General features: G+C 39.4%; 20 protein-coding genes. 8 read left to right on the plus strand and 12 right to left on the minus strand.

What is annotated here, in order from left to right:
• Positions 1–5: 5 nt before the first annotated feature.
• Genes ABTV71_RS13305 through ABTV71_RS13320 form a run of 4 tightly spaced genes read right to left on the minus strand, consistent with a single transcriptional unit; the run spans position 6 to position 3,504 of the window.
• A complete protein-coding gene (locus tag ABTV71_RS13305) occupies positions 6–527 on the minus strand; it encodes an STM3941 family protein (RefSeq protein ID WP_433903495.1) in 522 nt (173 codons plus the stop codon).
• 22 nt (positions 528–549) lie between these two features.
• Positions 550–1,098 carry a hypothetical protein gene (locus ABTV71_RS13310; protein ID WP_433903496.1) on the minus strand — a complete coding sequence of 183 codons (549 nt, stop codon included), beginning with the start codon at positions 1,096–1,098 and terminating at the stop codon, positions 550–552.
• 11 nt (positions 1,099–1,109) lie between these two features.
• The gene (locus ABTV71_RS13315) at positions 1,110–2,387 is read right to left on the minus strand and encodes a TPM domain-containing protein (RefSeq protein ID WP_433903497.1); all 1,278 of its coding nucleotides are present in this window, start codon (positions 2,385–2,387) and stop codon (positions 1,110–1,112) included.
• 4 nt (positions 2,388–2,391) lie between these two features.
• Entirely contained in the window at positions 2,392–3,504 is a 1,113-nt protein-coding gene (locus ABTV71_RS13320) for an RCC1 domain-containing protein (RefSeq protein ID WP_433903498.1), read from the minus strand.
• Between the two features lie 400 nt (positions 3,505–3,904).
• On the opposite strand from ABTV71_RS13320, the gene ABTV71_RS13325 reads away from it, so the two are divergent.
• Positions 3,905–5,707 (plus strand): hypothetical protein, encoded by a 1,803-nt coding sequence (locus ABTV71_RS13325; RefSeq protein ID WP_433903499.1) that lies wholly within the window; start codon positions 3,905–3,907, stop codon positions 5,705–5,707.
• A 144-nt stretch (positions 5,708–5,851) separates the two neighbouring features.
• Here ABTV71_RS13325 and ABTV71_RS13330 read toward each other — a convergent pair whose 3' ends face one another.
• The 4 genes from ABTV71_RS13330 to ABTV71_RS13345 form a co-directional block, all read right to left on the minus strand.
• Positions 5,852–6,016: a two-component regulator propeller domain-containing protein gene (locus ABTV71_RS13330; protein WP_433903500.1), complete on the minus strand. Its 165-nt coding sequence runs from the start codon at positions 6,014–6,016 to the stop codon at positions 5,852–5,854.
• 343 nt (positions 6,017–6,359) lie between these two features.
• Entirely contained in the window at positions 6,360–7,679 is a 1,320-nt protein-coding gene (locus tag ABTV71_RS13335; RefSeq protein WP_433903501.1) for a glycan-binding surface protein, read from the minus strand.
• Between the two features lie 6 nt (positions 7,680–7,685).
• Positions 7,686–9,452: a RagB/SusD family nutrient uptake outer membrane protein gene (locus ABTV71_RS13340; RefSeq protein ID WP_433903502.1), complete on the minus strand. Its 1,767-nt coding sequence runs from the start codon at positions 9,450–9,452 to the stop codon at positions 7,686–7,688.
• Positions 9,453–9,462: 10 nt separating this feature from the next.
• The gene (locus ABTV71_RS13345; protein WP_433903503.1) at positions 9,463–12,642 is read right to left on the minus strand and encodes a SusC/RagA family TonB-linked outer membrane protein; all 3,180 of its coding nucleotides are present in this window, start codon (positions 12,640–12,642) and stop codon (positions 9,463–9,465) included.
• Positions 12,643–13,931: 1,289 nt separating this feature from the next.
• Between ABTV71_RS13345 and ABTV71_RS13350 the strand changes: the two genes are divergently transcribed.
• The 3 genes from ABTV71_RS13350 (at position 13,932) to ABTV71_RS13360 (ending at position 17,404) form a co-directional block, all read left to right on the plus strand.
• Entirely contained in the window at positions 13,932–16,304 is a 2,373-nt protein-coding gene (locus tag ABTV71_RS13350; RefSeq protein ID WP_433903504.1) for a beta-L-arabinofuranosidase domain-containing protein, read from the plus strand.
• A 124-nt stretch (positions 16,305–16,428) separates the two neighbouring features.
• Positions 16,429–17,265, plus strand: a complete 837-nt coding sequence (locus tag ABTV71_RS13355) for an NPCBM/NEW2 domain-containing protein (RefSeq protein ID WP_433903505.1) — start codon at positions 16,429–16,431, stop codon at positions 17,263–17,265.
• Positions 17,249–17,404: a carbohydrate-binding protein gene (locus ABTV71_RS13360; RefSeq protein WP_433903506.1), complete on the plus strand. Its 156-nt coding sequence runs from the start codon at positions 17,249–17,251 to the stop codon at positions 17,402–17,404. Before ABTV71_RS13355 ends, ABTV71_RS13360 begins: the two co-directional genes overlap by 17 nt.
• 453 nt (positions 17,405–17,857) lie before the next feature.
• Here the strand turns inward: ABTV71_RS13360 and ABTV71_RS13365 are convergent, their stop codons facing one another.
• The 4 genes from ABTV71_RS13365 to ABTV71_RS13380 all read right to left on the minus strand — a co-directional run bounded on the left by ABTV71_RS13365 (position 17,858) and on the right by ABTV71_RS13380 (position 19,597).
• Positions 17,858–18,178, minus strand: a complete 321-nt coding sequence (locus ABTV71_RS13365; protein ID WP_433903507.1) for a MazG-like protein — start codon at positions 18,176–18,178, stop codon at positions 17,858–17,860.
• A gap of 19 nt (positions 18,179–18,197) precedes the next feature.
• Complete coding sequence (locus ABTV71_RS13370; protein WP_433903508.1) at positions 18,198–18,539, minus strand: nuclear transport factor 2 family protein; 342 nt, start codon at positions 18,537–18,539, stop codon at positions 18,198–18,200.
• 4 nt (positions 18,540–18,543) lie between these two features.
• Positions 18,544–19,095, minus strand: a complete 552-nt coding sequence (locus ABTV71_RS13375; RefSeq protein ID WP_433903509.1) for a DNA-3-methyladenine glycosylase I — start codon at positions 19,093–19,095, stop codon at positions 18,544–18,546.
• A 157-nt stretch (positions 19,096–19,252) separates the two neighbouring features.
• Entirely contained in the window at positions 19,253–19,597 is a 345-nt protein-coding gene (locus ABTV71_RS13380; RefSeq protein ID WP_433903510.1) for a helix-turn-helix domain-containing protein, read from the minus strand.
• Positions 19,598–19,858: 261 nt separating this feature from the next.
• Here ABTV71_RS13380 and ABTV71_RS13385 point away from each other — a divergent pair, with 261 nt between their 5' ends.
• The 4 genes from ABTV71_RS13385 (at position 19,859) to ABTV71_RS13400 (ending at position 22,417) form a co-directional block, all read left to right on the plus strand.
• Positions 19,859–20,239: a hypothetical protein gene (locus ABTV71_RS13385; protein WP_433903511.1), complete on the plus strand. Its 381-nt coding sequence runs from the start codon at positions 19,859–19,861 to the stop codon at positions 20,237–20,239.
• Between the two features lie 90 nt (positions 20,240–20,329).
• Entirely contained in the window at positions 20,330–20,989 is a 660-nt protein-coding gene (locus ABTV71_RS13390) for an SCO family protein (protein ID WP_433903512.1), read from the plus strand.
• Between the two features lie 14 nt (positions 20,990–21,003).
• Complete coding sequence (locus ABTV71_RS13395) at positions 21,004–21,852, plus strand: FixH family protein (RefSeq protein ID WP_433903513.1); 849 nt, start codon at positions 21,004–21,006, stop codon at positions 21,850–21,852.
• A gap of 67 nt (positions 21,853–21,919) precedes the next feature.
• On the plus strand, positions 21,920–22,417 hold the full coding sequence (locus ABTV71_RS13400; RefSeq protein WP_433903514.1) for a c-type cytochrome: 498 nt from the start codon (positions 21,920–21,922) through the stop codon (positions 22,415–22,417).
• Positions 22,418–22,500 lie beyond the last annotated feature (83 nt).

The raw sequence follows: 22,500 nt of genomic DNA on the forward strand, positions 1-22,500 counted from the left end.
TAAATTTATTGATTTAGGGAAATGCTATTTTGCTCGCAATACTTCGACAATATATCTATCAATTCTTCATATGTGGCATTTGTCTCCACAAACGAAATCCTTATGGTTCCTTGCCATGATTTCAGAAATGTATCCCGCACAAAAAAAATCGTCATTCTGGCGGCATATTTTTTCGGATTTTTAATTTTCATAGCTAATAACCTTGAATAAAGCTTTATGCTTTCCACATCTTCCCATTCTATTAGCCCCGCAGCCTTTGCGACGGGTGTTGTACGTGCCGTTATGCCTTCACTTGCAATAATGATAGCCGCTTCATTTTCTTTTTTCGGAGCAAGTATTAATTTTAAAAATGCTACAATACCAAGCACAGTCAAAAATATTCCGCAAACCAACACTGCCAATAAAATGGAATCTGCCCACAAACACAAATACATGGAGACCACTGCACCTAATATGCCCGATGCTAAAAACAGTAACGCGATTTTCCTTTGATTAACTTTGCTGTAGGTAAATATTTTTGCCTGCATCTTTTTTAAAGTTTTTCATTCATTAATCTTTGAGCCCTTGATTGAATTTCTCCACAGCATCTTCAAGTTTGAGATTGGCTTCTTTCAAAACGCTCGATTCTATTTCATCAGTTACCTTATAATTTTTAAGCAGCGCCTGCTGTCCGGTAAACTCTAGATATGCCATCACTTCTTCGCTGCCCCAGCAAAAATCATAGATAAAAGCAATGCCTGTGTTTGCTTTATCCTGATAAGTTGCCAATTGTTTCATCAGCGACAGCATCGGTAATATTTCCGTATAATTCTCGCTAAAGAAAATAGCGGTAAATGTCCATATCTCGTCATTTTTATCGTAATGCTCGACACTGCCGAAATCTCTTCCATCGAGCAATTGGTCAAAGACGGTACGATTGCTTTGAACATGATAATATGGAATGTTCAATAAGGCTTGTTTGCCAAACATTTCCCGGCTATCCCACCATTTCGACCAATTTTCATCTACGTTTTGTGGCACTGGTTTATCCTGAAAAAAGTATTGGAGTTTTTCTTTTCTAATAGTGATCTTGATATAAAGCGAGCTGTATTCTGCCATTTTCAGTATTTTTATTGTTCTAAAATTTCAAATAACAACGTGCATCCTTCCACGCAAACAAGGTCGTTTCCTTCAATCTCGTCCAATGGAACCAGGTATAATTTTCTTTCTTTTTTATTAAAGAGATAACGGTAGTTGTAACGATCATGCATTTTAAAAATCGCGAATGCGGGTTGTTTTCCATCCGTCATTTTCAGCGATAATATTCTTTCCGCCTGATCGATTTCGAATGTACCGGCTCTCTTACCATTGATAGAAATATGATTTCCCTGAAAAGATAAGGTATCCTTGTTCTCAATATCCGCATAATGACGTTCCATCTGATGAAATTCCTGTTTCAATAACCATTGATACTCCGTAAAAGATATTACTTCATGTGTCGATGAATGCTGGGAGATCTCATCTTCTATCTGCGCTAGCAAAGGCCATATATCCGATGAAATAAATTTATTGCCGGGATGCCACCAGTAGACTTGCCGGGGCCGCATTTTCCTGTGTATAAATGTGCTTTCGGGCGCAGGCTCTTCAAAATAAATAAATTGATAATGACTGTCGTCATTACCCCGGATTGTCATTTCATAATAATCTTCTTCCCGAAAATCTTTCAGTACAAAGGAATTTTTTCTCGACGGACCTAAGAACACATCCAGCGAAGTAAAGCTATAGGAAGGATTATCACTATCCAGGTTGCGGAATGTTTGGGGCTCACCGTTTTCCAGCACAAAACCTCGTATCTTTTTAAAGATAGAGGGCGTAAAGATAGACGAGGAATTGGTAAAATCATCATCCTTCATTGCTTTTTGTACATGACTGATAATTGTGTTCAGCCCGTTTAGCGTACCTTCAAAATATTTTCCATCTTTGAATTTTGGGATAAACTGTTCATCAATGATTTTTTTTGTAGCCGTGTTGCTCAAAACCTTTTCTATGCCATATCCATTTTCTATACGGATCCGGCGTAGTTTTTTGGAGATGGCAATCACTACGCCATTGCTCTTCCCATACTCACCAAGAGCATAAGCGGTAAGATTATTGAATACGTAACTGTCAAATTTTTCTTTGTCGGTATGGCGATCGTCAATGGTCACAATAGCGATTTCTGCGATTCCTTTATCCCAGCACAGAGTAACAATGCTGTCTAACCGCTGCATCTCACTTAAGTTAAAGATATGTTCATGATCAATGATCCGGTCTTTCTTTATCACAAAATGTTGTTGCGTAGGAGTTTCCTGCGCCAACAATGTGGATGCTAAAATGCAACAGAAAAATATGATCAGTAGATTACGCATTTTTTTAATCGGGTAATATCATCTCTTGCCATGAAGCAATAAAGGGTTCGTCTGTTGGAGCGATTTCCCGTTTTTCGTTTTCTCCGGCAACATACCATGTTCCATTGCGCATCATCGCTATACGGATACTCTGCTCGCCATTTGCCACTGTATTTACTCGCTCATTAAATAACGTGAAGCTGTCCGGAGCAAGGAGATGTTGGTATTGAACAGGAGCAGAGGGCGTTGAACCTCCAGCAGCATATAGAGAATGATCTGTTTTCATTAGTAAAGAGGTAATACCATTCGGGAAGACATTCAACACCTGCTCGGCAACTTTAATCGGCCCGGGTGCAGGTTGTTCCCGATTTCCCAAACCAAGCGAACCACTTACATTTGCACCGAAAGACCAAGCCGATCTGTCTGTCTTTATTAGGAACACATTATTAAATCGTGCTTTGACCATTATTACGTCTTTTGCAAACTGCTTAAATTTTTTTTGGTCGGATTTGGAAGCATAACCTAATTTATCATAATTGTTTCCACCAGCAGACCATAGAGTCTTATCGGTTTTAAGCAAATACAGTGTGTTGTAACCGGCAGCAACCGCATTTACGTCGGTGGCAATTTGCGCTAAAGGACGGCGGGCATTATAATCTGATGTTCCATCACCAAATTGTCCGTTTGTGTTTATTCCCATAGCCCATACTGTATCATCTTCTTTTACGATGGTAACATAACGGACACCTGCCTGAACCGATCGGGCATTGTCAATTATTTTTTCAATCGACTGCGTTTGAATAGGCTTGCCAAGGTAGTTTAGTGTGCCCCAAACCGATTTATCTGTTTTTAGATAGAAGAGGCTATTGCCGTCTGAAGTAACGCGCAATACGTCCTGAGCAATTTTATAGTAGCCTTTATCATTGGTTTGCGGATCGTTGTTAAAACTCCGGCCTCTTCCCCACAAAGTATTATCTGCGGTTATTACAAAGGTATGTGCACCTGAAAGATATACCCGAACGTGTCCGGGGCCATCTTGCCATTCATAATCTTTTGACGGGCCGGGATTATCATCATCGTCCTTACAGGATGCAAAAAGCAATACAAGACCTGCAAAGTATATCAATAAATTCTTCATGGATAAAAAATTATAGGTCAATAAAATCAAATTTGTATTCCAACAATTTTCCGATCAAAGGCAACCACAAAATGCCGAGGTAACTTAGAATAGATTTTACTTTTGGGTTCATAATATTATGTATGTTTTGCTCTGTACAAAAATCATCAGAAATCGGTGAATAAGGAGTCTAATAAGCTTCACAAAGCGTCTACATCATTCAAATGTTTATATACAAAGTATCTACATGTAATTCAATGGGATTGAATTACAGTTAGTTAGCTAATTTGAAAAAATGTTTTCTTGCCAGTTTCAAATGTAGTTTCCTAAATTTTTAGTAATTTTTGCACTCCGGTTTTCGGTAATTATAATTCCCCGTCTGATGGAAAGATATATTCATCAGTTTTTAGATAGAAATCGTATGAAAAAAAAGCATATCCTATATTATTTGATTATTCTCTTTATAAACAACTATGCAACAGCTCAACATATCCAACCCGGCACAAAAGCAGTTTTGGATAAGTTAGAGCAATATCAGTTGCACAATCAATCGGCGGAGGCCATTAAGGTGTTGGATATAGGTATCAAATCAATTAATTCACCTGCCGACCTTGCCTATCTGTATGCGTACAAAAGCAGTATATATGCATCTATAGACAGCCTACTAATGGCAAAAAGGCTTTCAGACCTCAGCTTTGAAAATGCTAAAAAATCAAAAAAGCCGACGTCGCTGGCAGTTGCATTTCGTGCCAAAGCTTTTTTGAATAATGTAATGAACCTGCCTGATCTAGTCGTAAAAGATGCACTGGATGGACTGAAATTGATCGAAAAAAGCGACGAAGACCCCGTTACAAAATATCATCTTAATTATTTACTGTACGGTGCTTATAGCAAATGGGATGATGATCAAAAAATGGAACGCTATATTCATGAAGCCCAGTATTACGCATTAAAATCCGGTAACGTTAACCTTCAGGTAAACGTTAATAACGGAATTTCAAGTATCTACCTGATGCGCTACAGAAAAAAAACGCAACAAAGTCTGCTCGACAGTAGTTTTCATTATCTGGACAATTCGTTTAAACTGTTACAGCAGCACCCTGAAAGAGTCAGTGGCAATACTTCTGTGATTACGTATATCAATCTAGCCAACTACTATCTGGATTTTTCGACAAAAGAATTGTCAATTCGTGAACAGAAGGCCTCTGAATATCTAAGTCTTGGCGAAGAAATATTAAAGAAGCATGAAGCGACGCCTGAGAAATGGATGAATATATTTGGCATCAAAAGTGGTTTTGCCAAAAAGCAGGGGAACGTACAGCTTGCCGAACAATACCTCTTGCTGGGACTAAGCCAGCTTATGAAGGCCAATGGTAATTATTTCAGGTTGGAATATACAGTTAACAAAGACCTTGCGGAATTGGCCGGTAAAAGAAGTGACCTGAAGGCGGAATTAGCTTATCAGCAACGGGCAGAAGAATTACTGAAAAAGTCGTTCAACGAGCAACAACTTTTCAACGCCCAAAAACTGGAAGTACAATACGAGACGTCCAAGAAAGACCAAGAGCTTCAACTGTTAAAAGAACGGGAGGCTTTTGGCCGAAAGCAAAAATACCTTTATGGCGTAATTGCATTTGCCTTGCTTCTTGGGTTAGTGTTTATGTTTACCTCTTACCACTTTAAATTACGGTATTCGATTGAACGTGAAAAGAAATTAGCGAAAGAGAAAGAGGATGCAGAACAACAGGCTCAGATGCAACTTTTGTTGGAAAAAGAAGAACAGGCACGTCTGAAAGCCGAACAGGAATTGTTGGATTTGCGCAAACAGCAGCTGGAAAAAGAAGCGTTGGCAAATTCTCTGATTATCGACCGAAAGAACGAAATTTTAAAGCAAATACAGGATAAGATAAAAAGGGGCGAAGCTGTCCATATACCAAAACTCCTGAAGGAAGAAATGTTGGTACAGTCTGATTTCGAAGATATCAAATTGCAGGTACAGGAACTGCATCCCGATTTCTTCCATCGTCTTACAGAGAAAGCTACTCAGAAATTGACACCTCTTGATTTAAAATATTGCACCTATATTTACCTTAAAATGACCACCAAGCAAATAGCACATGCATTGTACGTAGAACCACAAAGCGTACGGATGTTTAAGTACCGCCTAAAGCAAAAGTTCGGTTTGGGAAAGGATGAAGATCTGGAAAGGTTTTTATCGGAGTAAATCAAAGAAAGAGAATTGCTCTAGGATAGATGTCAATTCCATCTTTCTCGTGCTTTTGTTTTATAGCCGTAATTAATTGTCTCATTGCTCTACTTCTTATAATTGAACTCCTGAAGATATTAAAAACTTATGCAAGCAGGAGCATTAGAGAATAATGTCAGTGTAGCGCATGGAGAAGCTTTGGTCTTCAGGATTAAAGCAGCTCAGACCTTTATGATGCCCGAACCAGATAAGACCATCCTTATCGCATAAAATAGTTGAAATCCAATCGTTTGCTAACGTGCCTTTTCTCGAATTGCTAATATTCATGCTATAATTTTTCGAGACTTTTGTTCTGGGGTCATATTCAATAAAACCGGCCCCGAAAAATCGTCGAATAATGCCGTAACAAAGGCCAAAGGAAATGTAACATATAGATTAGCTGCTACCAGTAAGGATTACTAATTTAAATTACTGCAATGTGGTGATATTATTTGTACGATAATGCTAATGTAATACGATTGGAATGATGGATGGGTGGATGATGACCCCAAAAATGGGACGCTAGCTAACGAAATGGGCATCGTTATGGGGACAAAATTAATCCGCCCAGGAATTAGAGTTAATTCTGGGCGGAAAGGATTGATAAGGGAGGGATGATATATTGGATCTTTTATTCTAAGCTTGTCAATGGAACAAGCCTGAAGTTTGCAAGGTACATCTGAAAATTCTTTACGGCTTGTGGCGTATGCCCATCTTCGTTGAGGTCGTAATTTGCAAAGCCCACTAACGATTCGAAGCCATTGGTTTGCAGTGATGCAGAGTAGTCTTTTAGTGAACTCATTGCCAGTGTTGGGAAGTCGCTAAATTTGATTGTGATCGTTTTCCAACCATTGTCAAATTTAAACGGATTTAATTCCAGACCTCCGGAAATCATTTTTTTCCATTCCCAGGCTGTAATATTATAGAGGTAGGCATAGTTCACGCCACTTCTGTTTTTATTCATTTTGAAAGGGATAGCGCCTGATATCCAGGGTGATGGCATGTATAGTTCAAATTGTATGGCGAGATTTTCAATGGAGGTTGTTCCTTTTATCTCGCTATTGTTTTCAATCAATTTGTTGAAAGCTTTGTAAGCGTGAAACTTAAAAAAATTGCCGCTTATACCATTATTTGTTGCTATGGGTATATCTGTTTTTGTAGCAGGGATAGCAATCACGTATTCTGGATTTCGCTGAAGGCCAGTCAGTCCCGCAATATCCCCTGGATTCGAGTAGATTTTGATCCCGTTATTTCCCCCAGTTACCATAGCTTCCTCCGTAAAAGTTTTTAGAAATATTCCATTTTGGAAAAACATGTAGGGAGCTGAAGAATAGCGCTCATTATCGATCTCAATCGTAATGCGGCCATATTTTTGTCTATCGATATTTACTGGAACGATCACTTGTAAAATTGAGTCATTGGCGGATTTTATGGTTCCTTTTGTCGAATCTGGAAAGGTGATAGCACTAGTTTCTTTCAGATTTTTCCCATATATTTCAATAAGGTCTCCTGCATAGGGCATGGTATAGGATATTCCGCTGATCGATGGAATTTTATCTGGATCCCGAAAAGTAAATCCCTTAAAACTCGTTTGCCCTGTTGTGGTAACTATTTTTATGGTGTTCAAAAGTGTTTGGTCCGGCACGTCGCTACCTGTTGGTATATTTTCGGGTACGTTGATAATAATGTCCGTTTCGGTCACGTAAATAGGAATAAAGGGTACCTGCGTCCCGTTAAAATAAACGCGCTGTAACCCTGTAAACCCATTACCGTGAATACGGATCCAATTATTGAAAAAAATAGAAGATATTTGGGTGGTTTCAGTATTTCTGCTGTGTGACCAGACACCAGTCACTTGTATGTTGCTGCTGGATGAATCTTTTTTGCATGAAAAAAAACTATAACATATCAGCGCTAAGATAAATATAAATGTAATTCTCAAATTTCTCATATCAAATTAGTTAAAGTCATAATTTATTGGAGCTGAGGTCAGTTCAGGATCAGTAGTTACATCTGCTGATGGATAGGGCAAACACCAAATATTAGATGTTGCACCTACTGCATGCACATAAGATCCTGCAGGAACGTTATGTACCACCGCCTGGGGTTTGTAACCACTTTGGGCGCGAGGAGAGTTTGTCCAGCCTTTGCCTGTGGGATAAAGTAAAGGATCATAGGTGTATGCCCAGGAGGCATAGTTCGTAAATGGGGTTTCCGCATCACTATCTTTTAACTTATTGTTTAAGAAGTCAAGGATCCAGTCCATGTCGTAAAAAGATCTCCTTTTAAGATCAGTCCAATAGATCGCCTCATAAAAAAACTCGAGCCTTCTTTCTAAAAATAATTTATCTCGGGTAATTATGGTAGCCGGTATGTAATTCTGAATATTTTTGCTGAATGCTCTTTCCCTCACTTTATTAAAATAAGCTAACGCAACGGCATCATTGGTCTGCTGTTTTTTACCCAGTACAGCCTCGACGTACATGAGATAGATTTCTGTCATCCGTAACATCGGTGATACTAAGCCCGTATTGCCCTGAACGGCCGCACCGTCGGTGTCTTTACTACTACCAACCACGAATTTCTTTAAATTGACCTTTGTTTTACCACTGGGTACCGTCCAGCTTCCAGCGCTTAAGTGAGTTCCTATGTAGTTGTAATTTTGTCCGGGGACTGCTACACTTCCTCGCATTCTGGCTAATGCGCCATCGTCAACAAAAGACTTAAGCATATCATAAGAAACGAATATCGTCCCACCTCCATTTAGGTTGCCCGTTAACTCCCTGTTGTAGGCAAGATCATTCAATGGACTAGTATATCCCCATTCGGTAATACCGGGTATAAATTGAATGCCAAATAATGTTTCCGAATTATTATTGTTTTGCGTGCGCCACAGTTGTTCGAAATCCGGCAACATGGAATAATACCCGCTTTCCACCACTTGTTGACAGAGTTTTTTTACTTGCTCGAAATAGTGATCTGCCAATCCACTGTTGCTTCCGCCGTTGTTCCTGCTTATATATTCGGCTGAGAAATGGTTGCCCATGGCATAATTTGCAGCCATAAGGTAAAATCGTGCTAACATCCCACGGGCACTGTCTTTGGTTACTCTCCCTTTTGTGTCAGAATCTTTGAGGTATTCCGATGCAAATATCAGGTCGTTAATAGCATACTGGACAACATCTTCAAATCGATGCGGAGGTGTAAGTGGATTTAATGTATGGTTTCTAGGATCGTCGATTATAGGTACATCATGCCACAAGTTTGCAAGGTACCAGTAAGCCGCTGCACGCATAAAGCGGGCTTCCGCTTCACATGCTTTTGCTTCCGATTCGTTTACACCATTTTCTATCGCTGTTTTTACATAATCATTGATGATATAGTCGGCTTGGGTAATCACAAGATATAGAGATGCCCAAGAGTTTGCTATATTATTGTAGTTGGCAACTTCAGAAAATAGGGCTGTTGTTATCAACTCACCTGTCACACCATCGACATATAAATTACCAGCCCTGGCTTCAGTGATTTCCCGTACAGATGTGTTAGTAGTATACCATGGCCGACAGTAAAGAAAAGCTGTTGCTCCACGGAGATCGGCGATGTTTTTAAATGATTGTGTAGCCTGTTTCTGTGTTTCGGATGTTACGTCTAAGTATTTTTCGCAGCTTGAAAAGCCTAATATAGCAGCGCAGGCTAATGAGATATAATAAAATGATTTTTTCATGATCAAATTGTTAAAAAGTGATATCTAAACCTAATGTATATGTGCGTGGTGAAGGAACAAAGCCACCGTCGACGCCATAGCGAAGCATACTTTGCCCCGAGCTGGAGCCTACCTCCGGGGTATATCCTTTATACTTTGTGAAGATGAATACATTTTGTAGATTGGAATACACACGTATGTTATTGATATTATACCTAGAAAGGAATTTTGTCGGAAACCTATAGCCAAGTGCAATATTCTGTATTCTAAGGAAAGTGCCATTTTCTACAAAGCGGTCACTAAATATACTGTTTTGGGCATCTCTGACGGATATGCGTCCCAGTTCGGGATCTGAGCCCGGTAGCACGTAAGCATTCCAAACATTCGTATTTTCTGCATTACCGTCGTAATAGCCGATTTTAGCATAATTGGCAACATCTTCTCGGACGTTACTGTAAGTTCTGGGATTATCCAATGAAGTCCTTAGAATATTGAAGATTTTATGTCCGAAGGAACCATTTAAAAAAACAGTTAGATCAAAGTTTCTATAATTGAAGGTGTTGTTAAGCCCAAAGGTAAATTTGGGTAGTGGGCTTCCGATCAATGCCATATCAGCGTCATTGATGATTCCGTCCTGATTCAGATCTGCATAGAGGATATCGCCCACATAGGTTGAAGTGGCCAGGCCTTCATTATTGACGATATCACCAATTCTATTTTTAAAGGTAGCCGTGATCACAGTGCTGGTTCCGTTACCATTGTCTTTCAAGTAGTCACTGGCGGTGTTGATGCGCCCAATCTGTTTGTACCCATAAAACTGCGAAATAGGTTGGCCTTGCATGGTTTGTGTGATGATGTTGGTTCCGTTGGAGTAATCAATCTGTTGTATAGTCGCAGTACTTGTATTCATCCGTGTTACCTTATTTCGATTAAGAGTGAATACAAGTCCACTTCGCCAATTGAAATCTGTTTTTTTGACGTTATGTGTATTGAGGGAAAACTCTATTCCTTTATTTTCTATAGCACCAATGTTATAATAAGGAGGAGCGGCTGAACCCGGAGTATTGCCGCGGGTACCAGTAAATGAGGGTAACGACAACCGAAGAAGAAGATTATCTGTGATTTTGTTGTATGCATCGAAAACTAGTTCGATACGTCGTTTTAAAATACTTAGGTCAAATCCCACGTTCCAGGATTTTGTTGTCTCCCATGTAATATTTTCGTTTGGAATATTTGAAGTCGAATAACCGACACCCCAATTGTTGGTGAGTGCATTAGCTAAAATGGCCTGATAGGCAAATGCGTCTACATTGGCATTTCCAACTGCGCCATAGCTCACTCTAAATTTTAAATCATCAATGGTAGTTTTCAAAGGGGTGAAAAATTGCTCCTTGGATACTCGCCATGCAATCGCTGCTGAGGGAAAATTTCCCCATCTATGACCTCTTGCGAAGTTGTGTGATCCATCGCGACGAAATGTTGCTGTAAAGAGATAACGGTCATCATAATTATAGGTACCTCGCGCAAGAAAAGAAACTCTTTTAGTTTCATTGGAATTTCCCGCATTCGAATCATATTCAGCGTCTCCGGCATCGAGCCCAGGGAGCTCGCTAGATCCATATTGTCGTTCACCCATTAAGAATTCATATCTGGTGGTAATGACTTCATGCCCGAGCATCAATGTTGTTTTGTGTTTTTGTCCAAAATCTTTATTGAAATTTACAAGATTTTTGAGCGACCAGAACGTGTTAAAGGATTTCTCATGCCTGGTTTCGGCATTGGATTTTATCGAAGCGCCAAAAGCATAGGCCGGCAAAAATTGCTGATAGTTATTTGTATTGCCTTCGCCGGTAAGCTCGGATCTGAAATTCATCCATTGCGTGGGTTTAACCTCTAGATAGAAATTACCTCGTCCTCCGAATTGAGTGCGATTACGCTGATTGAGCTGCGCAATTGCCAAGGGGTTTGAAAATCCCAGATTATTGGCATCGTATTCTGACGATGGTCCTCCAAATGTGCCATCGGCATTGCGAACCGGGATGGACGGCGTTTGAAGGAGGGAGCTACCGACAACACTCCATGCTGAAACTGCCGTAGCCTGCTTGGTGTAATTCGCATTGAGTACAGCCCCCATCTTTAACCAGGGAAACAACTCTGTTTCCTGATTTAACCGGAAAGTGAATCGTTTGAAACCTGATCCATAGATCATCCCATCTTGATTGAGATAACCAGCCGAGACAGCATAATTGGAGATCTTGTTCCCTCCTCTAACAGCGATATCATAAGTTTGTAATTTGCCCACCCTATAAAGTTCATCTTGCCAATTTGTTCCCTCGCCTAGGTATTCGGGATGAGCAAAGTCTGTCCGATGCCCATAGCCGAGCACATCGGAGAATGCGTTGTGGTGTTCGGCATACTCCCTGAGGTTCATCATTTTTATCTTTTTGGGAAGTTCTTCGATACCATATTTTGTATTGAAATTTATAATTGGACGAGCATTTTTCCCCTTTTTCATGGTGATAATAATGACACCATTTGCACCCTGGGCGCCATAAATTGCGGAAGCAGATGCATCTTTAAGTACCTCGATACTTTCAATATCATTCGGATTGATTCCTGCCAGTGCATTCACGTCATTATTACCAGTTTGTCCACTCATAATGACTCCATCTACAACGTAAATAGGTTCATTTGTACTATTGATAGAGTTTATGCCGCGAATCTGAATCGAGCTTCCCCCACCAGGAAGACCTGAGTTGGATGACATTTGAAGGCCTGCTATTCGTCCCTGAAAGACCTGATCTATCGTAGTGGGTACAGATTGTTGTATACTCTCTGCTGTAATTGACGAAACAGCCCCTGTAAGGTCACTTTTTTTCATAGTGCCATAACCCACGTTAACAACGACTTCGTCAATTTTTCTCGTGTCATCTTGTAGAATAATGTCGATTGTTTTACGATTTGAAGTCGCAACAGTGATGGTCTTATAACCTACATTCGAAAAGCTCAGAGTGGCATTTTTTGGCGCCTTTATGGTATAAAACCCATCTTTGTTCGTCTTGGTCACGATACTGGAATTTTCTATCCCTACTGTGACGCCGATTAACGGCTCGCCTAATATGTTTTTAACGGAGCCCTCTATCTGTGTATTTTGCCCAAATGCATAAACACAAGTAGATAGAAAGAGAATGATTAATAGTTGAATTCTCATAATTTAAACAGTTTAGCTAGTTGTTCAGATTTTTCTTTCTAGAAAGAGTGTTGTCTTCTATCGAGCTTCTAAATCAATTTTTACTTGGAGAAAAAAGGTAGTAAATTTGCGGTACACTATCTAGCTGAGTATTATCAACAGCTGCCAAATATCGGAATGGCCCAGTGGATAGGAGCATAGGAATTTTTATTCCTGCAATTGGATTTTTCATAATTTTAATAGAATTTATAATTGGTTTTAGGACTTTTTCTTTGACTTCTGTCGAATGCTGTAGCCCGTTTATGATTATAAATGTCGAAATAACATTTTAAAACTGAAATACCCTCGTGTTTCATAAACATTGTTTTTTGTTACATCCTTTTTAACTTATTGTTATTCAGGGGATAAATTTAGTTGGGCATTCTACTTTATGGCGTTGGGAGCTATGATCTCATTTATGTCAGAGGCAAACTACTGTATGTAGATGTGAGTTCAAATCACTTGTTTAATACTCTGCTTCGTATATAATAGCGCTGAATTATGCATTTTTAAACGGTGTTATTATATAAGTAAGATTGATATTAACTTATCTTATATCTATGATTCATAGATATATGTGGATTGCCAAAGTGGACTTCAAGCCCCTATCATATAGATGCTGCAGTAATTTTATTTTAACTGTAATAAATTTGTAGCAGGTCTTACGGATGAAAGAGATTCTTTCAGTGCGAATAGTGTATTACCTAAAGCTTAACTGTGATTTGAGCGCATATCGCATATATAAGTGTTGACCTGAATTCCCCGAATGCAAACTCGCCATAGCAGGTTAAGTAATACATAAAAATCAGGCGGAAAAGAGTGCACGTTGAGGATAGTTGTTTACATTGATGATTTTGTGATTAATGCGCATTGTCGGCTTGTATATCTTTAGAAGTGCGGTGTTTTTGGTATTAGGATCTGAAAACACTATTAATTGAAACAAATAGAAAATTAAAAGTAACATTTTACGAAGTCATTTTTGACTAAGTATGATAATTTTGAAGAGAGATCTAAGAATCTCAACATGCACCTGACTTTATTAACCGCTTTTAATGATCTGGTCGTTGAGTATAAAAAATAGCGTCATCAATAACCAATTGTAAGTAGGGAATCCTTCGCCACAAGATTAGATACGTACATACATTTGAATAGGAGAAAAAGTCGGATACTAGTTGACAGATCGAAAAAGTATCTGTTGAACGGCGATGTTTTTTCAAAAATCATAGGTCAAAAGCGGATTATTTCAACAAAATTTTTAAACCTTATTAGATATGAGAGCTTCCTTTAAATTTTTGATTTATTTATTATTCTTTAGCGGTACAGCATCAGCGCAAGATCGTCTTTACAAAACTAACTTCGCTTTAGCAGATGTTAAGCTTTTGGAAAGCCCTTTTAAACATGCGCAGGAGCTAAATGTAATCACATTACTCCATTATGATGTCGACAGGCTATTGGCTCCATTTCTAAAGGAGGCTGGTCTGCCGCCAAAAGCTCCAAGTTTTGACAATTGGATTGATCTCGATGGTCACATAGGTGGCCATTACCTTTCAGCATTGGCCATTCATTATGCTGCCACAGGTAATATACAATTGAAAATTCGTATGGAATATATGCTTTCTGAATTGAAAAGATGTCAGGATAAACAAGGCAATGGTTACTTAGGTGGTGTTCCCGAGGGTAAACATATCTGGAATGAAGTTAGGAAAGGGAACGTGAATATTGTAGGGCGTTATTGGGTACCATGGTATAATTTGCACAAGACCTATGCCGGTCTGCGGGATGCCTGGTTGTATGGGGGGAATGAGCAAGCTAAGGAGATGTTTTTAAAGCTATGTGATTGGGGTGCGCAGCTGATCAGTAAGCTAGATGATAGTCAGATGGAGACAATGTTAGGAAATGAATTTGGTGGAATGAACGAGGTATATGCAGACGCCTACCAAATGACAAAAGACGATCGTTATTTAAAGACGGCAAAGAGATTCTCACATCGGGAAATATTTGACAGTATGCGTAAAAAAGTGGATAATCTAGATAATAAGCATGCAAATACACAGGTTCCTAAAGCTGTGGGATATCAACGTGTTGCCGAAGTGTCAGGTGATATGGATTATGCTACTGCGGCGCGATTTTTTTTGGAGACTGTTGTTGGATATCGTTCGCTTGCATTGGGTGGAAATAGTCGGCGCGAACATTTTCCGTCCCAAAAGGATTTCTTTAGTTACTTAGAAGAACGTGAAGGGCCTGAGTCATGTAATACAAATAATATGTTGAAGTTGACCGAAGGGCTTTTTAGGATGAGACATGATGCCAGGTTAATGGATTTTTATGAAAGAGCACTTTACAATCACATTCTTTCAACGCAGCATCCTGAGCATGGCGGTTATGTTTATTTTACATCAGCTAGACCCGCACATTATAGAGTGTACTCCAGTGTTAATAGTGCAATGTGGTGTTGTGTGGGGACTGGAATGGAAAATCATGGCAAGTATGGCGAAATGATTTATAGTCATCAGAGTGATAGCCTTTATGTAAATCTTTTTGTGCCTTCGGAAGTTCAGTGGAAAGAGAAGAAAATTACGTTAACCCAGCAAGGCAATTTACCCGTAACCGGCGAAGGCTCCCTAACTATTGATCTTGATCTGCCCACTCGAATCAAAGTGCTTGTACGTTATCCGCTTTGGGTACAGAAAGGCGAATTTAAGGTACAGGTGGACGGGTTAAATTATGCAGAGAATATCAAACCAGGCGAGTATATTGTTATTGATCGCCTATGGAAAAAAGGAGACATCGTTAAATTAGATACCAAATTAAAATTTCACATCGAAGAACTTCCATTTAACCCGGATTATGTAGCGTTATTTCGTGGGCCAATTTTAATGGGGGCAAAAGTAGGAACTGAAAATTTGGAAGGCTTGGTTGCCGATGAACATCGTTGGGGGCATATAGCACACGGTCCGTTGGTTTCGCTTTTCGATAGTCCAATCCTTTTGGGAGATCGAAAGGATATAATAAAATTGCTGAACGAAACCCCGCCTGTAGATGGCGATCCTCTCCATTATAGGATGACGGCAGCGCTTACCAAGGGAAATGAAAAGAATTTGATGCTCCAACCATTTTATCAAATTCATGATAGCCGGTATATGATGTATTGGTTGTCTGTGACAAAAGATAGATTTGATAATCTCCAAAAGGAAATGGAGCATAAGGAAAAGGAAAAAGTTAGGTTGGATGAGCGTACGGCGGATATGATCAAGTTAGGAGAGCAGCAGCCTGAAGTGGACCATGTCTTAAAAGGCGAAAATATGGCGAAAGGTGTGCATCAAGGTGAGTCATGGCGTCAATCTAATGAAGGAGGCAGCTTTTCTTTTGATCTCCAAACCAATAAGAAACAACCATTGGATCTTTTAGTGCGCTATTGGGGATATGAGTTTGGGAATAAGAAATTTGATATTCTGATAGATGACAAAATATTGGTTGCAGAAGATGTGGCTAGAAAATGGGAACAAAGTAAATTTTTCGATATCACTTATTCCATTCCGCAAGAATGGACAAAAGGCAAAACCAAAATTCGTGTTGAATTTAAGGCAAATGAAAATAACAGCACTGGTCGGATATTCCAAGTTCGTTTAGTCGAAAGGCACTAATAGGATATGTAATATTTTTAATCTTAAACAAATAAATACAAAATATGATATACAGCATAAAAAAAGGAATACTTATCTTATTATTGTTGTCTATGACTCAAATTGTCCACGCTCAACATATTGTGTGGTTAGACGACTTGGACCTGAAAGTAGCAACGGTGGGTCACGAAAGCCATTAACGATAGCTGGTCAGGTCTATAAAAGAGGCTTTGGTACACATGCTGAAAGTTCACTTTTTATTCAGGTCGATGGAAAAGCAAAAAAATTCGTTGCTTTAGTGGGATTAGACGATGCTGTCCGAGATCGAGACGCCGCTGTTGAATTTATTGTTTATGGAGATAATAAAAAATTATGGTCAAGTGGTATTATGCGATCAAAAGATGCTGCAAAAAAAATTGACGTCGAGCTGAAGGGTGTTCAAAAATTAGAATTAGTTGTAACAGACGGAGGTAATGGTCCATATTATGATCATGCCAATTGGGTAGATGCAAAATTTATTGCAGATGAAAAGGCTATTTTCAAAACTTTTGATCCAGTAGCTTCAGTTCCCTATATTCTTACGCCAAAACCAAAAGAAACACCACGTATCAATAACGCTTCAGTATATGGTGTCAGACCGGGATCACCATTCTTGTTTAGGATAGCTGCTACTGGTATAAGGCCTATGCATTTTTCGGCGTCGAATTTACCTAAAGGACTCACTTTGGATTCAATTACCGGAATTATTAGGGGTAATATCGAAAAAAAAGGTATCTATGAAGTACGATTAGTAGCGTGTAATGGAAAAGGTGAAGCTTCAAAGCAATTACGAATTGTATGTGGAGATGAAATAGCACTTACTCCAACCATGGGATGGAACAGCTGGAATTGTTTTGGACATGAAGTATCTGCTGAAAAAATCAAGCGTGCTGCTGATGCCTTAGTCAAAAGCGGTCTTGTTAATCATGCTGGGAGTTGTTAATGTTACAGGAAAAGGGGAGGGTGACGTATATAAGACTATTAATACAGCAATGAAAACTATAAAAGGAATCCACGATTTATATTTTGTTTTTAAGGGTGAGAAAGAACTTTTTTATTTCGACTGGTGGAAATTTAATTAAAAAAATGCGGTCGTATTTCAAGAAGCTTGTAAGATAGCAGTTTCGGCAACCGACGTATTGTGAGAATTTTCTGGCATTGAATTCCGGAGGGGCTCGTTTCGATGTTTCCCATAGTCATCAATACTAGAAATAACAATTTTCCAGCTATTATCAGAGGTGACATTGATCTTATTGATGGGAAATGTGACGACTCCCTGATTTTGAATTGGGATACGGGTTTAATACGATAGTGACCGAATTTTAAGGGTGCCCGAAAAATCAAGTTACCTTTGTTTTCTTTTTACGTCCTATACCCGCTGTAATCTGTACATATTCGTCGATGTTATTATCAGCACCGATATCTTTAACGTTATCGGTGCTAGTTATATAAAGTTCTTCGGAGGTCGCTATTCACAGCAATGGAGCCCTAGATCTACCTTTCAAACCTAGAGGTGGGCATGTTAAGAAACCTGCTCATTTTAAAGCAGCCTCTGTTTTGATTAAAAATTGATCAACGGCCTTCCGAATATCAATTCCAGATCTTTCCGCCAAGACAATCAACCACCAAATGTTTTCACCAAGTTTATGTTCCAATTGCGCTTCAGAGCCTGCTTTCGGCCAACGTTGTTGTTGCGACATAATGTTTCTGCCTACTAGCCCAGCGTCCGTTAAATAAGCCAGAGCATCTTCTTCCACAGTCCATTCACTTCCATGGTGCATCAATTCCAGTTCACGGTATTTTTTTCTAATTTCCATGCTGCGACGAATGATTTCATCAAAATTGTCTTTACTCATATCTTTACTATTGTTGTTATTATAAATGAATTAAATCTGCCCTTACAAAGGCTATTTTGCCTTCCTTAAATTTAAAATCAAAGGTACCCTCAATTTTACCTTCGGAAAAATCTCCTGTGAACTGTACAGCTAAATGAGCATTTGCTTCATCAATTATTTTCAGTTCTGCCTGTTCCGTATGTGTATTGTATCCGATAAAGTAGCAATCAAAATACTGCTGAATTCCTTTATGCCCTTCAAATATTCTACCTACCGAAGAGTCATCTAAAACAGCGTCCGGCAGATAAATGGTAAGATATTTTTCAGTATCGAATGCATTGCTCGCAGCAATTAAATTCTTGATAAATGTCTTTATATTCATATCATTACTGTTGTTTAGCCCACATTGGATTTGTCTCTAATATAGTTCTATGCACAGGGCAGGAGGGGGAGTGAGCACCGGGTAGATAGCCAATACTCATTAAGAACTCATTGACGATTTCCCCACCGGTAAAACGGAATGTTTTTTTGAACAGTTTTACCCATTCTCCTTTGGTTTTTGGGTGATGGTGCTCCAGCCACTTTTCAAAACTACCATATTCCCTTTGCAGAAGTAGAAAGGTTTTCGCATTTTCAATTGCTGCATTAATTTTTAATTTGTTACGGATAATTCCCGCGTCATTCAGCAACCTTTCGCGATCATACCCGTCATAGGCAGCCACTTTCTTGACGTCAAAATTATCGTAGGCTTTACGGAAATTTTCCTCTTTTTTAAGGATAGTTTCCCAACTCAACCCCGCTTGATTTATTTCCATAATCAAGCGACCAAAAAGCTCATTGTCATCATGAATGGGAAATCCGTAATGATTGTCATGATAATTCTGATGAAGCCTGCGGTTGGGTTCCTTCATCATAGGTATGTAGTCGCAATAACTCATTGTTTATTAATTTATGTTGGTACAAAGATCGACTAAGGTGCGAAGGTAAAGTTCGTCAAAATGGAAGAGTTCGTTGCCATTTTGACGAACATCTTACCCCTTTCTGTTATGGTTTTTCCAATACATTCCTTTCAGAATTTAATTTCCAGTCTTCCTGTTAATTCAATAAGCTTTTTTTATAGTCAGAAGGGGACAACGAAGTTTTACTTTTAAAGAGTTTATTGAAAGATTGCGGATGTTCAAATCCTAGATGATATGCGATTTCAGCGATGGTCAGTTCATCCTTTGTTAAGTATTCTTTCGCCTTCGTTATTACTTTTTCGTGGATGAACTGCTGGGTATTCAATCCGATTAGGTTGCGCAGCAGATCGCTCAGATAGCGTGGCGTAACATTAAGATTTTCTGCCACTGATTGGACGGTTGGTAAACCATTTTGATCCAGATATTTTTTTAATTCTTTCTCCGTTTTAAACTTTCCGAACCATACATGTATTTTTTTCATTCTGTGATGTAATTTAAGAATCTGAATTAGCAATGGTAAAGATAAAGCATTTTTGTATAGAAATTTTTCCCTTAATTACCTGAGAAACATCCTTGGGTTTATCTTATCATGTTGTAGAAGTCGGCTTTTATCATTCCGGTTACCATTGGCCCAAGCTGAGATATAGATAGTTTAATAACGTTTTTTAATAATTTTCAATTCTTTTTTCGATAAGGTTGTTTATTCCATCTTCCGTTTTTATATTTGGCGGATTAATTAAGCATGAAAGCGAAACAATTCATATGGATTTTACTGCCATTGATGCTCTTACAGAGTTTCTCAAATGTTTGGCTATGGTCTGTATTTGCATTGAACAGGGATTATATCGCACGCAATGAATGTGTGAATCGCTTTAATGAAAAAGCACTGTCCTGCCGTGGGCAGTGTGTATTGATGAAGAAAATGCGCGAACATGAGGAAAAAGAACAAAAAAATCTTGAATCCCGTATTATTGACGTAGTCTTTATCGACAACTCCCACAATTTTTCTTTTGATATGTCTTCCTTAAACAATGAAGATAATATTAGTTTGTCTTACCCAGCGTACAAACAAGATTATTCCTACAATCCCACCTTTACAATTTTCCATCCACCATTGGTTTAAATTATTCTTATACGTGTTAGCAATTGATAAGCTATTCGACGAGGTGGCCTTTTCAATTGCAATTGTTAATAATAATTAAATCAAAATCTCATGAGCACATATTCCCGTATAGGGATAGTTGTGACCTTATTTTCATTTTTGGCATGTCAATTTATTGCATGTACGCCATCATCTCCTTCAGGTCCTCTGCCTATTTTGGGTGAGCGGGATATCATGGAAAGGAATAAGGATGGTGTTAAGGTCATCGATACTTTATACCATACAATACCTGATTTTACACTGTTGGATCAGGACAGTAGCATGGTGTCCAAAAAGACATTGAAAGGAAAAATCTACCTAGCTGATTTCTTTTTCACACGTTGTCCTACGATCTGCCCGATCACCTCTCGCAATCTACTTAAAGTAGCAAAGCATTTTGCGGACGACCCTAGAATCGTGATCGTATCACACACAGTCGACCCCAAATACGACAGACCCCATGTGTTGAAGCGGTATGCAGCAGAACTGGGAGCACCATCCAATTGGCTTTTCCTCAACGGTCCGAAAACCGAGCTGTATAAGCTCGCTGGTGCTGACGGTTATTTCTCGTTTGCACAGGAAGACCCGAATGCTCCGGGAGGATTCGACCATAGCGGTGCTTTTACACTTGTCGATACGGCTTATAGGATCAGAGCCGTATATGATGGGACAAAAACAGATTCAATTCCAAAAATCATAGCCGATATCCAGCTTTTGCTGAATAAAGGATAGCAAAAAACAATTCAATGAATTTATCAAAACAAGTTTTCAAATTTATCGTAGCATTTTCGGTTGTCCTATCTGCTATTGCCTGTACTCAACAGAATTCCCAGAAAAAACATGTTGGTGCCCATGATGCTGCGACACCTGCTATTCCAGACGAATCCAACCTAATTGCTATCGCAGATACCGTGTACAATGGCTTGACATTTAAGGTCTATGCCGACGCTAAACTTGACAATAAATACCATACGGTTTATTTACAGGTAAAGGACAAAGATGGTAAACCCTTCAATAGTTCATCACTTGACTTTTACCCACAGATGGATATGGGACTGATGAAGCATGGAGGACCTTTTGAACATCCTGTTGCCCTAGGCGAGGGCTGGTACCGAGGGTCAATGGTGTTTATCATGGCCGATATACCGGATATGGGACCGGGTTGGCATTTGTATACAACCCTTGAAACGAAAGGGAAAAAGGATACCATAGCCCTAAAACTTCCCGTATCTGCTGCAAAGACAATGCGGACGATGAGTTCCGGTACACGGGATGATAGCCGCGTGTTTATATCCAATCTGCTGCCGGATACCCTAAAGCAAGGAAAGCATCCTATCAAATTTCTGATGAGTAGGATGGAGCACCATGATTTTCCACCGTTGGATGGATACCTCATCAAACTGAAAACAAATATGCCAGCTATGGGACATGGCTCATCGGGTAATAAGGATGCGGAAGCCATTGGACAGGGTTACTATGAAGGAGAAGTAAATTTCTCCATGGCTGGCAAATGGGAAATTATCGTTGAGCTGTGGAAAGACGGCAAGAAAGCAAATCAGGATGATATCAAATACCAGGTCTACATTATTAAGTAAAAAAATTGGACGGCTGCTGGCTGTCCGATATTTCATAAAGTTTTTAATCACTATAACATAAAGAAAAATGAACAAACGAATCAACGTAATCCTTTGCTGTCTCGGTATCATCGGGATAATCGCCTGCGGTGGAAATGAAGACAAGAAGAAAGAAAGCAACAGTAGTACAACAGCAAACCAACCGGCAGCTTCAACAGAAGCAGCCATGTTGGATTTTAAATCAGATGGATCCAAAGGAGTGGGGCCTGTTAGCGCGATCGAACACAAACCATTCGACGCACAGCTAGCTAATAAAGGCCTGGAGCTCTTTGTGTCTAAATGTGCCATGTGCCACGATTTCGAACGTACCTTGGTAGGGCCTTCGTTGGATGGTGTTGTAAAGCGGCGTACGCCAGAGTGGATCATGAATATGATGCTGGATCCCGCTACTATGCTCGAAAAAGACGCCGATGCAATAGCGCTGAGCAAAGGTTTCAGCTCTCCTATGATTAGCTTAGGACTGCAGCAGGAGGAAGCCAGAGCTATTTTGGAATATTTGAGAGAGCGTAACAGCGCTGCGAAATAAGCCCAGCTATGCAAACCCGCAAAATCAGATTGTTGTCTGTACCAGGATGGCTCGAGCTATTTGCTTACAGGCAACAGATCTGT

This window comes from Sphingobacterium puteale (assembly GCF_050986225.1).
Classification (GTDB): Bacteria; Bacteroidota; Bacteroidia; order Sphingobacteriales; family Sphingobacteriaceae; genus Sphingobacterium; species Sphingobacterium puteale.

What these genes read in the sequence shown, in the direction of transcription:
- ABTV71_RS13305 (WP_433903495.1), bottom strand. Translation starts at nt 527, where the DNA reads ATGCAGGCAAAAATATTTACCTACAGCAAAGTTAATCAAAGGAAAATC.
- ABTV71_RS13310 (WP_433903496.1), bottom strand. Translation starts at nt 1,098, where the DNA reads ATGGCAGAATACAGCTCGCTTTATATCAAGATCACTATTAGAAAAGAA.
- ABTV71_RS13315 (WP_433903497.1), bottom strand. Translation starts at nt 2,387, where the DNA reads ATGCGTAATCTACTGATCATATTTTTCTGTTGCATTTTAGCATCCACA.
- ABTV71_RS13320 (WP_433903498.1), bottom strand. Translation starts at nt 3,504, where the DNA reads ATGAAGAATTTATTGATATACTTTGCAGGTCTTGTATTGCTTTTTGCA.
- ABTV71_RS13325 (WP_433903499.1), top strand. Translation starts at nt 3,905, where the DNA reads ATGAAAAAAAAGCATATCCTATATTATTTGATTATTCTCTTTATAAAC.
- ABTV71_RS13330 (WP_433903500.1), bottom strand. Translation starts at nt 6,016, where the DNA reads ATGAATATTAGCAATTCGAGAAAAGGCACGTTAGCAAACGATTGGATT.
- ABTV71_RS13335 (WP_433903501.1), bottom strand. Translation starts at nt 7,679, where the DNA reads ATGAGAAATTTGAGAATTACATTTATATTTATCTTAGCGCTGATATGT.
- ABTV71_RS13340 (WP_433903502.1), bottom strand. Translation starts at nt 9,452, where the DNA reads ATGAAAAAATCATTTTATTATATCTCATTAGCCTGCGCTGCTATATTA.
- ABTV71_RS13345 (WP_433903503.1), bottom strand. Translation starts at nt 12,642, where the DNA reads ATGAGAATTCAACTATTAATCATTCTCTTTCTATCTACTTGTGTTTAT.
- ABTV71_RS13350 (WP_433903504.1), top strand. Translation starts at nt 13,932, where the DNA reads ATGAGAGCTTCCTTTAAATTTTTGATTTATTTATTATTCTTTAGCGGT.
- ABTV71_RS13360 (WP_433903506.1), top strand. Translation starts at nt 17,249, where the DNA reads ATGCTGGGAGTTGTTAATGTTACAGGAAAAGGGGAGGGTGACGTATAT.
- ABTV71_RS13365 (WP_433903507.1), bottom strand. Translation starts at nt 18,178, where the DNA reads ATGAGTAAAGACAATTTTGATGAAATCATTCGTCGCAGCATGGAAATT.
- ABTV71_RS13370 (WP_433903508.1), bottom strand. Translation starts at nt 18,539, where the DNA reads ATGAATATAAAGACATTTATCAAGAATTTAATTGCTGCGAGCAATGCA.
- ABTV71_RS13375 (WP_433903509.1), bottom strand. Translation starts at nt 19,095, where the DNA reads ATGAGTTATTGCGACTACATACCTATGATGAAGGAACCCAACCGCAGG.
- ABTV71_RS13380 (WP_433903510.1), bottom strand. Translation starts at nt 19,597, where the DNA reads ATGAAAAAAATACATGTATGGTTCGGAAAGTTTAAAACGGAGAAAGAA.
- ABTV71_RS13385 (WP_433903511.1), top strand. Translation starts at nt 19,859, where the DNA reads ATGAAAGCGAAACAATTCATATGGATTTTACTGCCATTGATGCTCTTA.
- ABTV71_RS13390 (WP_433903512.1), top strand. Translation starts at nt 20,330, where the DNA reads ATGAGCACATATTCCCGTATAGGGATAGTTGTGACCTTATTTTCATTT.
- ABTV71_RS13395 (WP_433903513.1), top strand. Translation starts at nt 21,004, where the DNA reads ATGAATTTATCAAAACAAGTTTTCAAATTTATCGTAGCATTTTCGGTT.
- ABTV71_RS13400 (WP_433903514.1), top strand. Translation starts at nt 21,920, where the DNA reads ATGAACAAACGAATCAACGTAATCCTTTGCTGTCTCGGTATCATCGGG.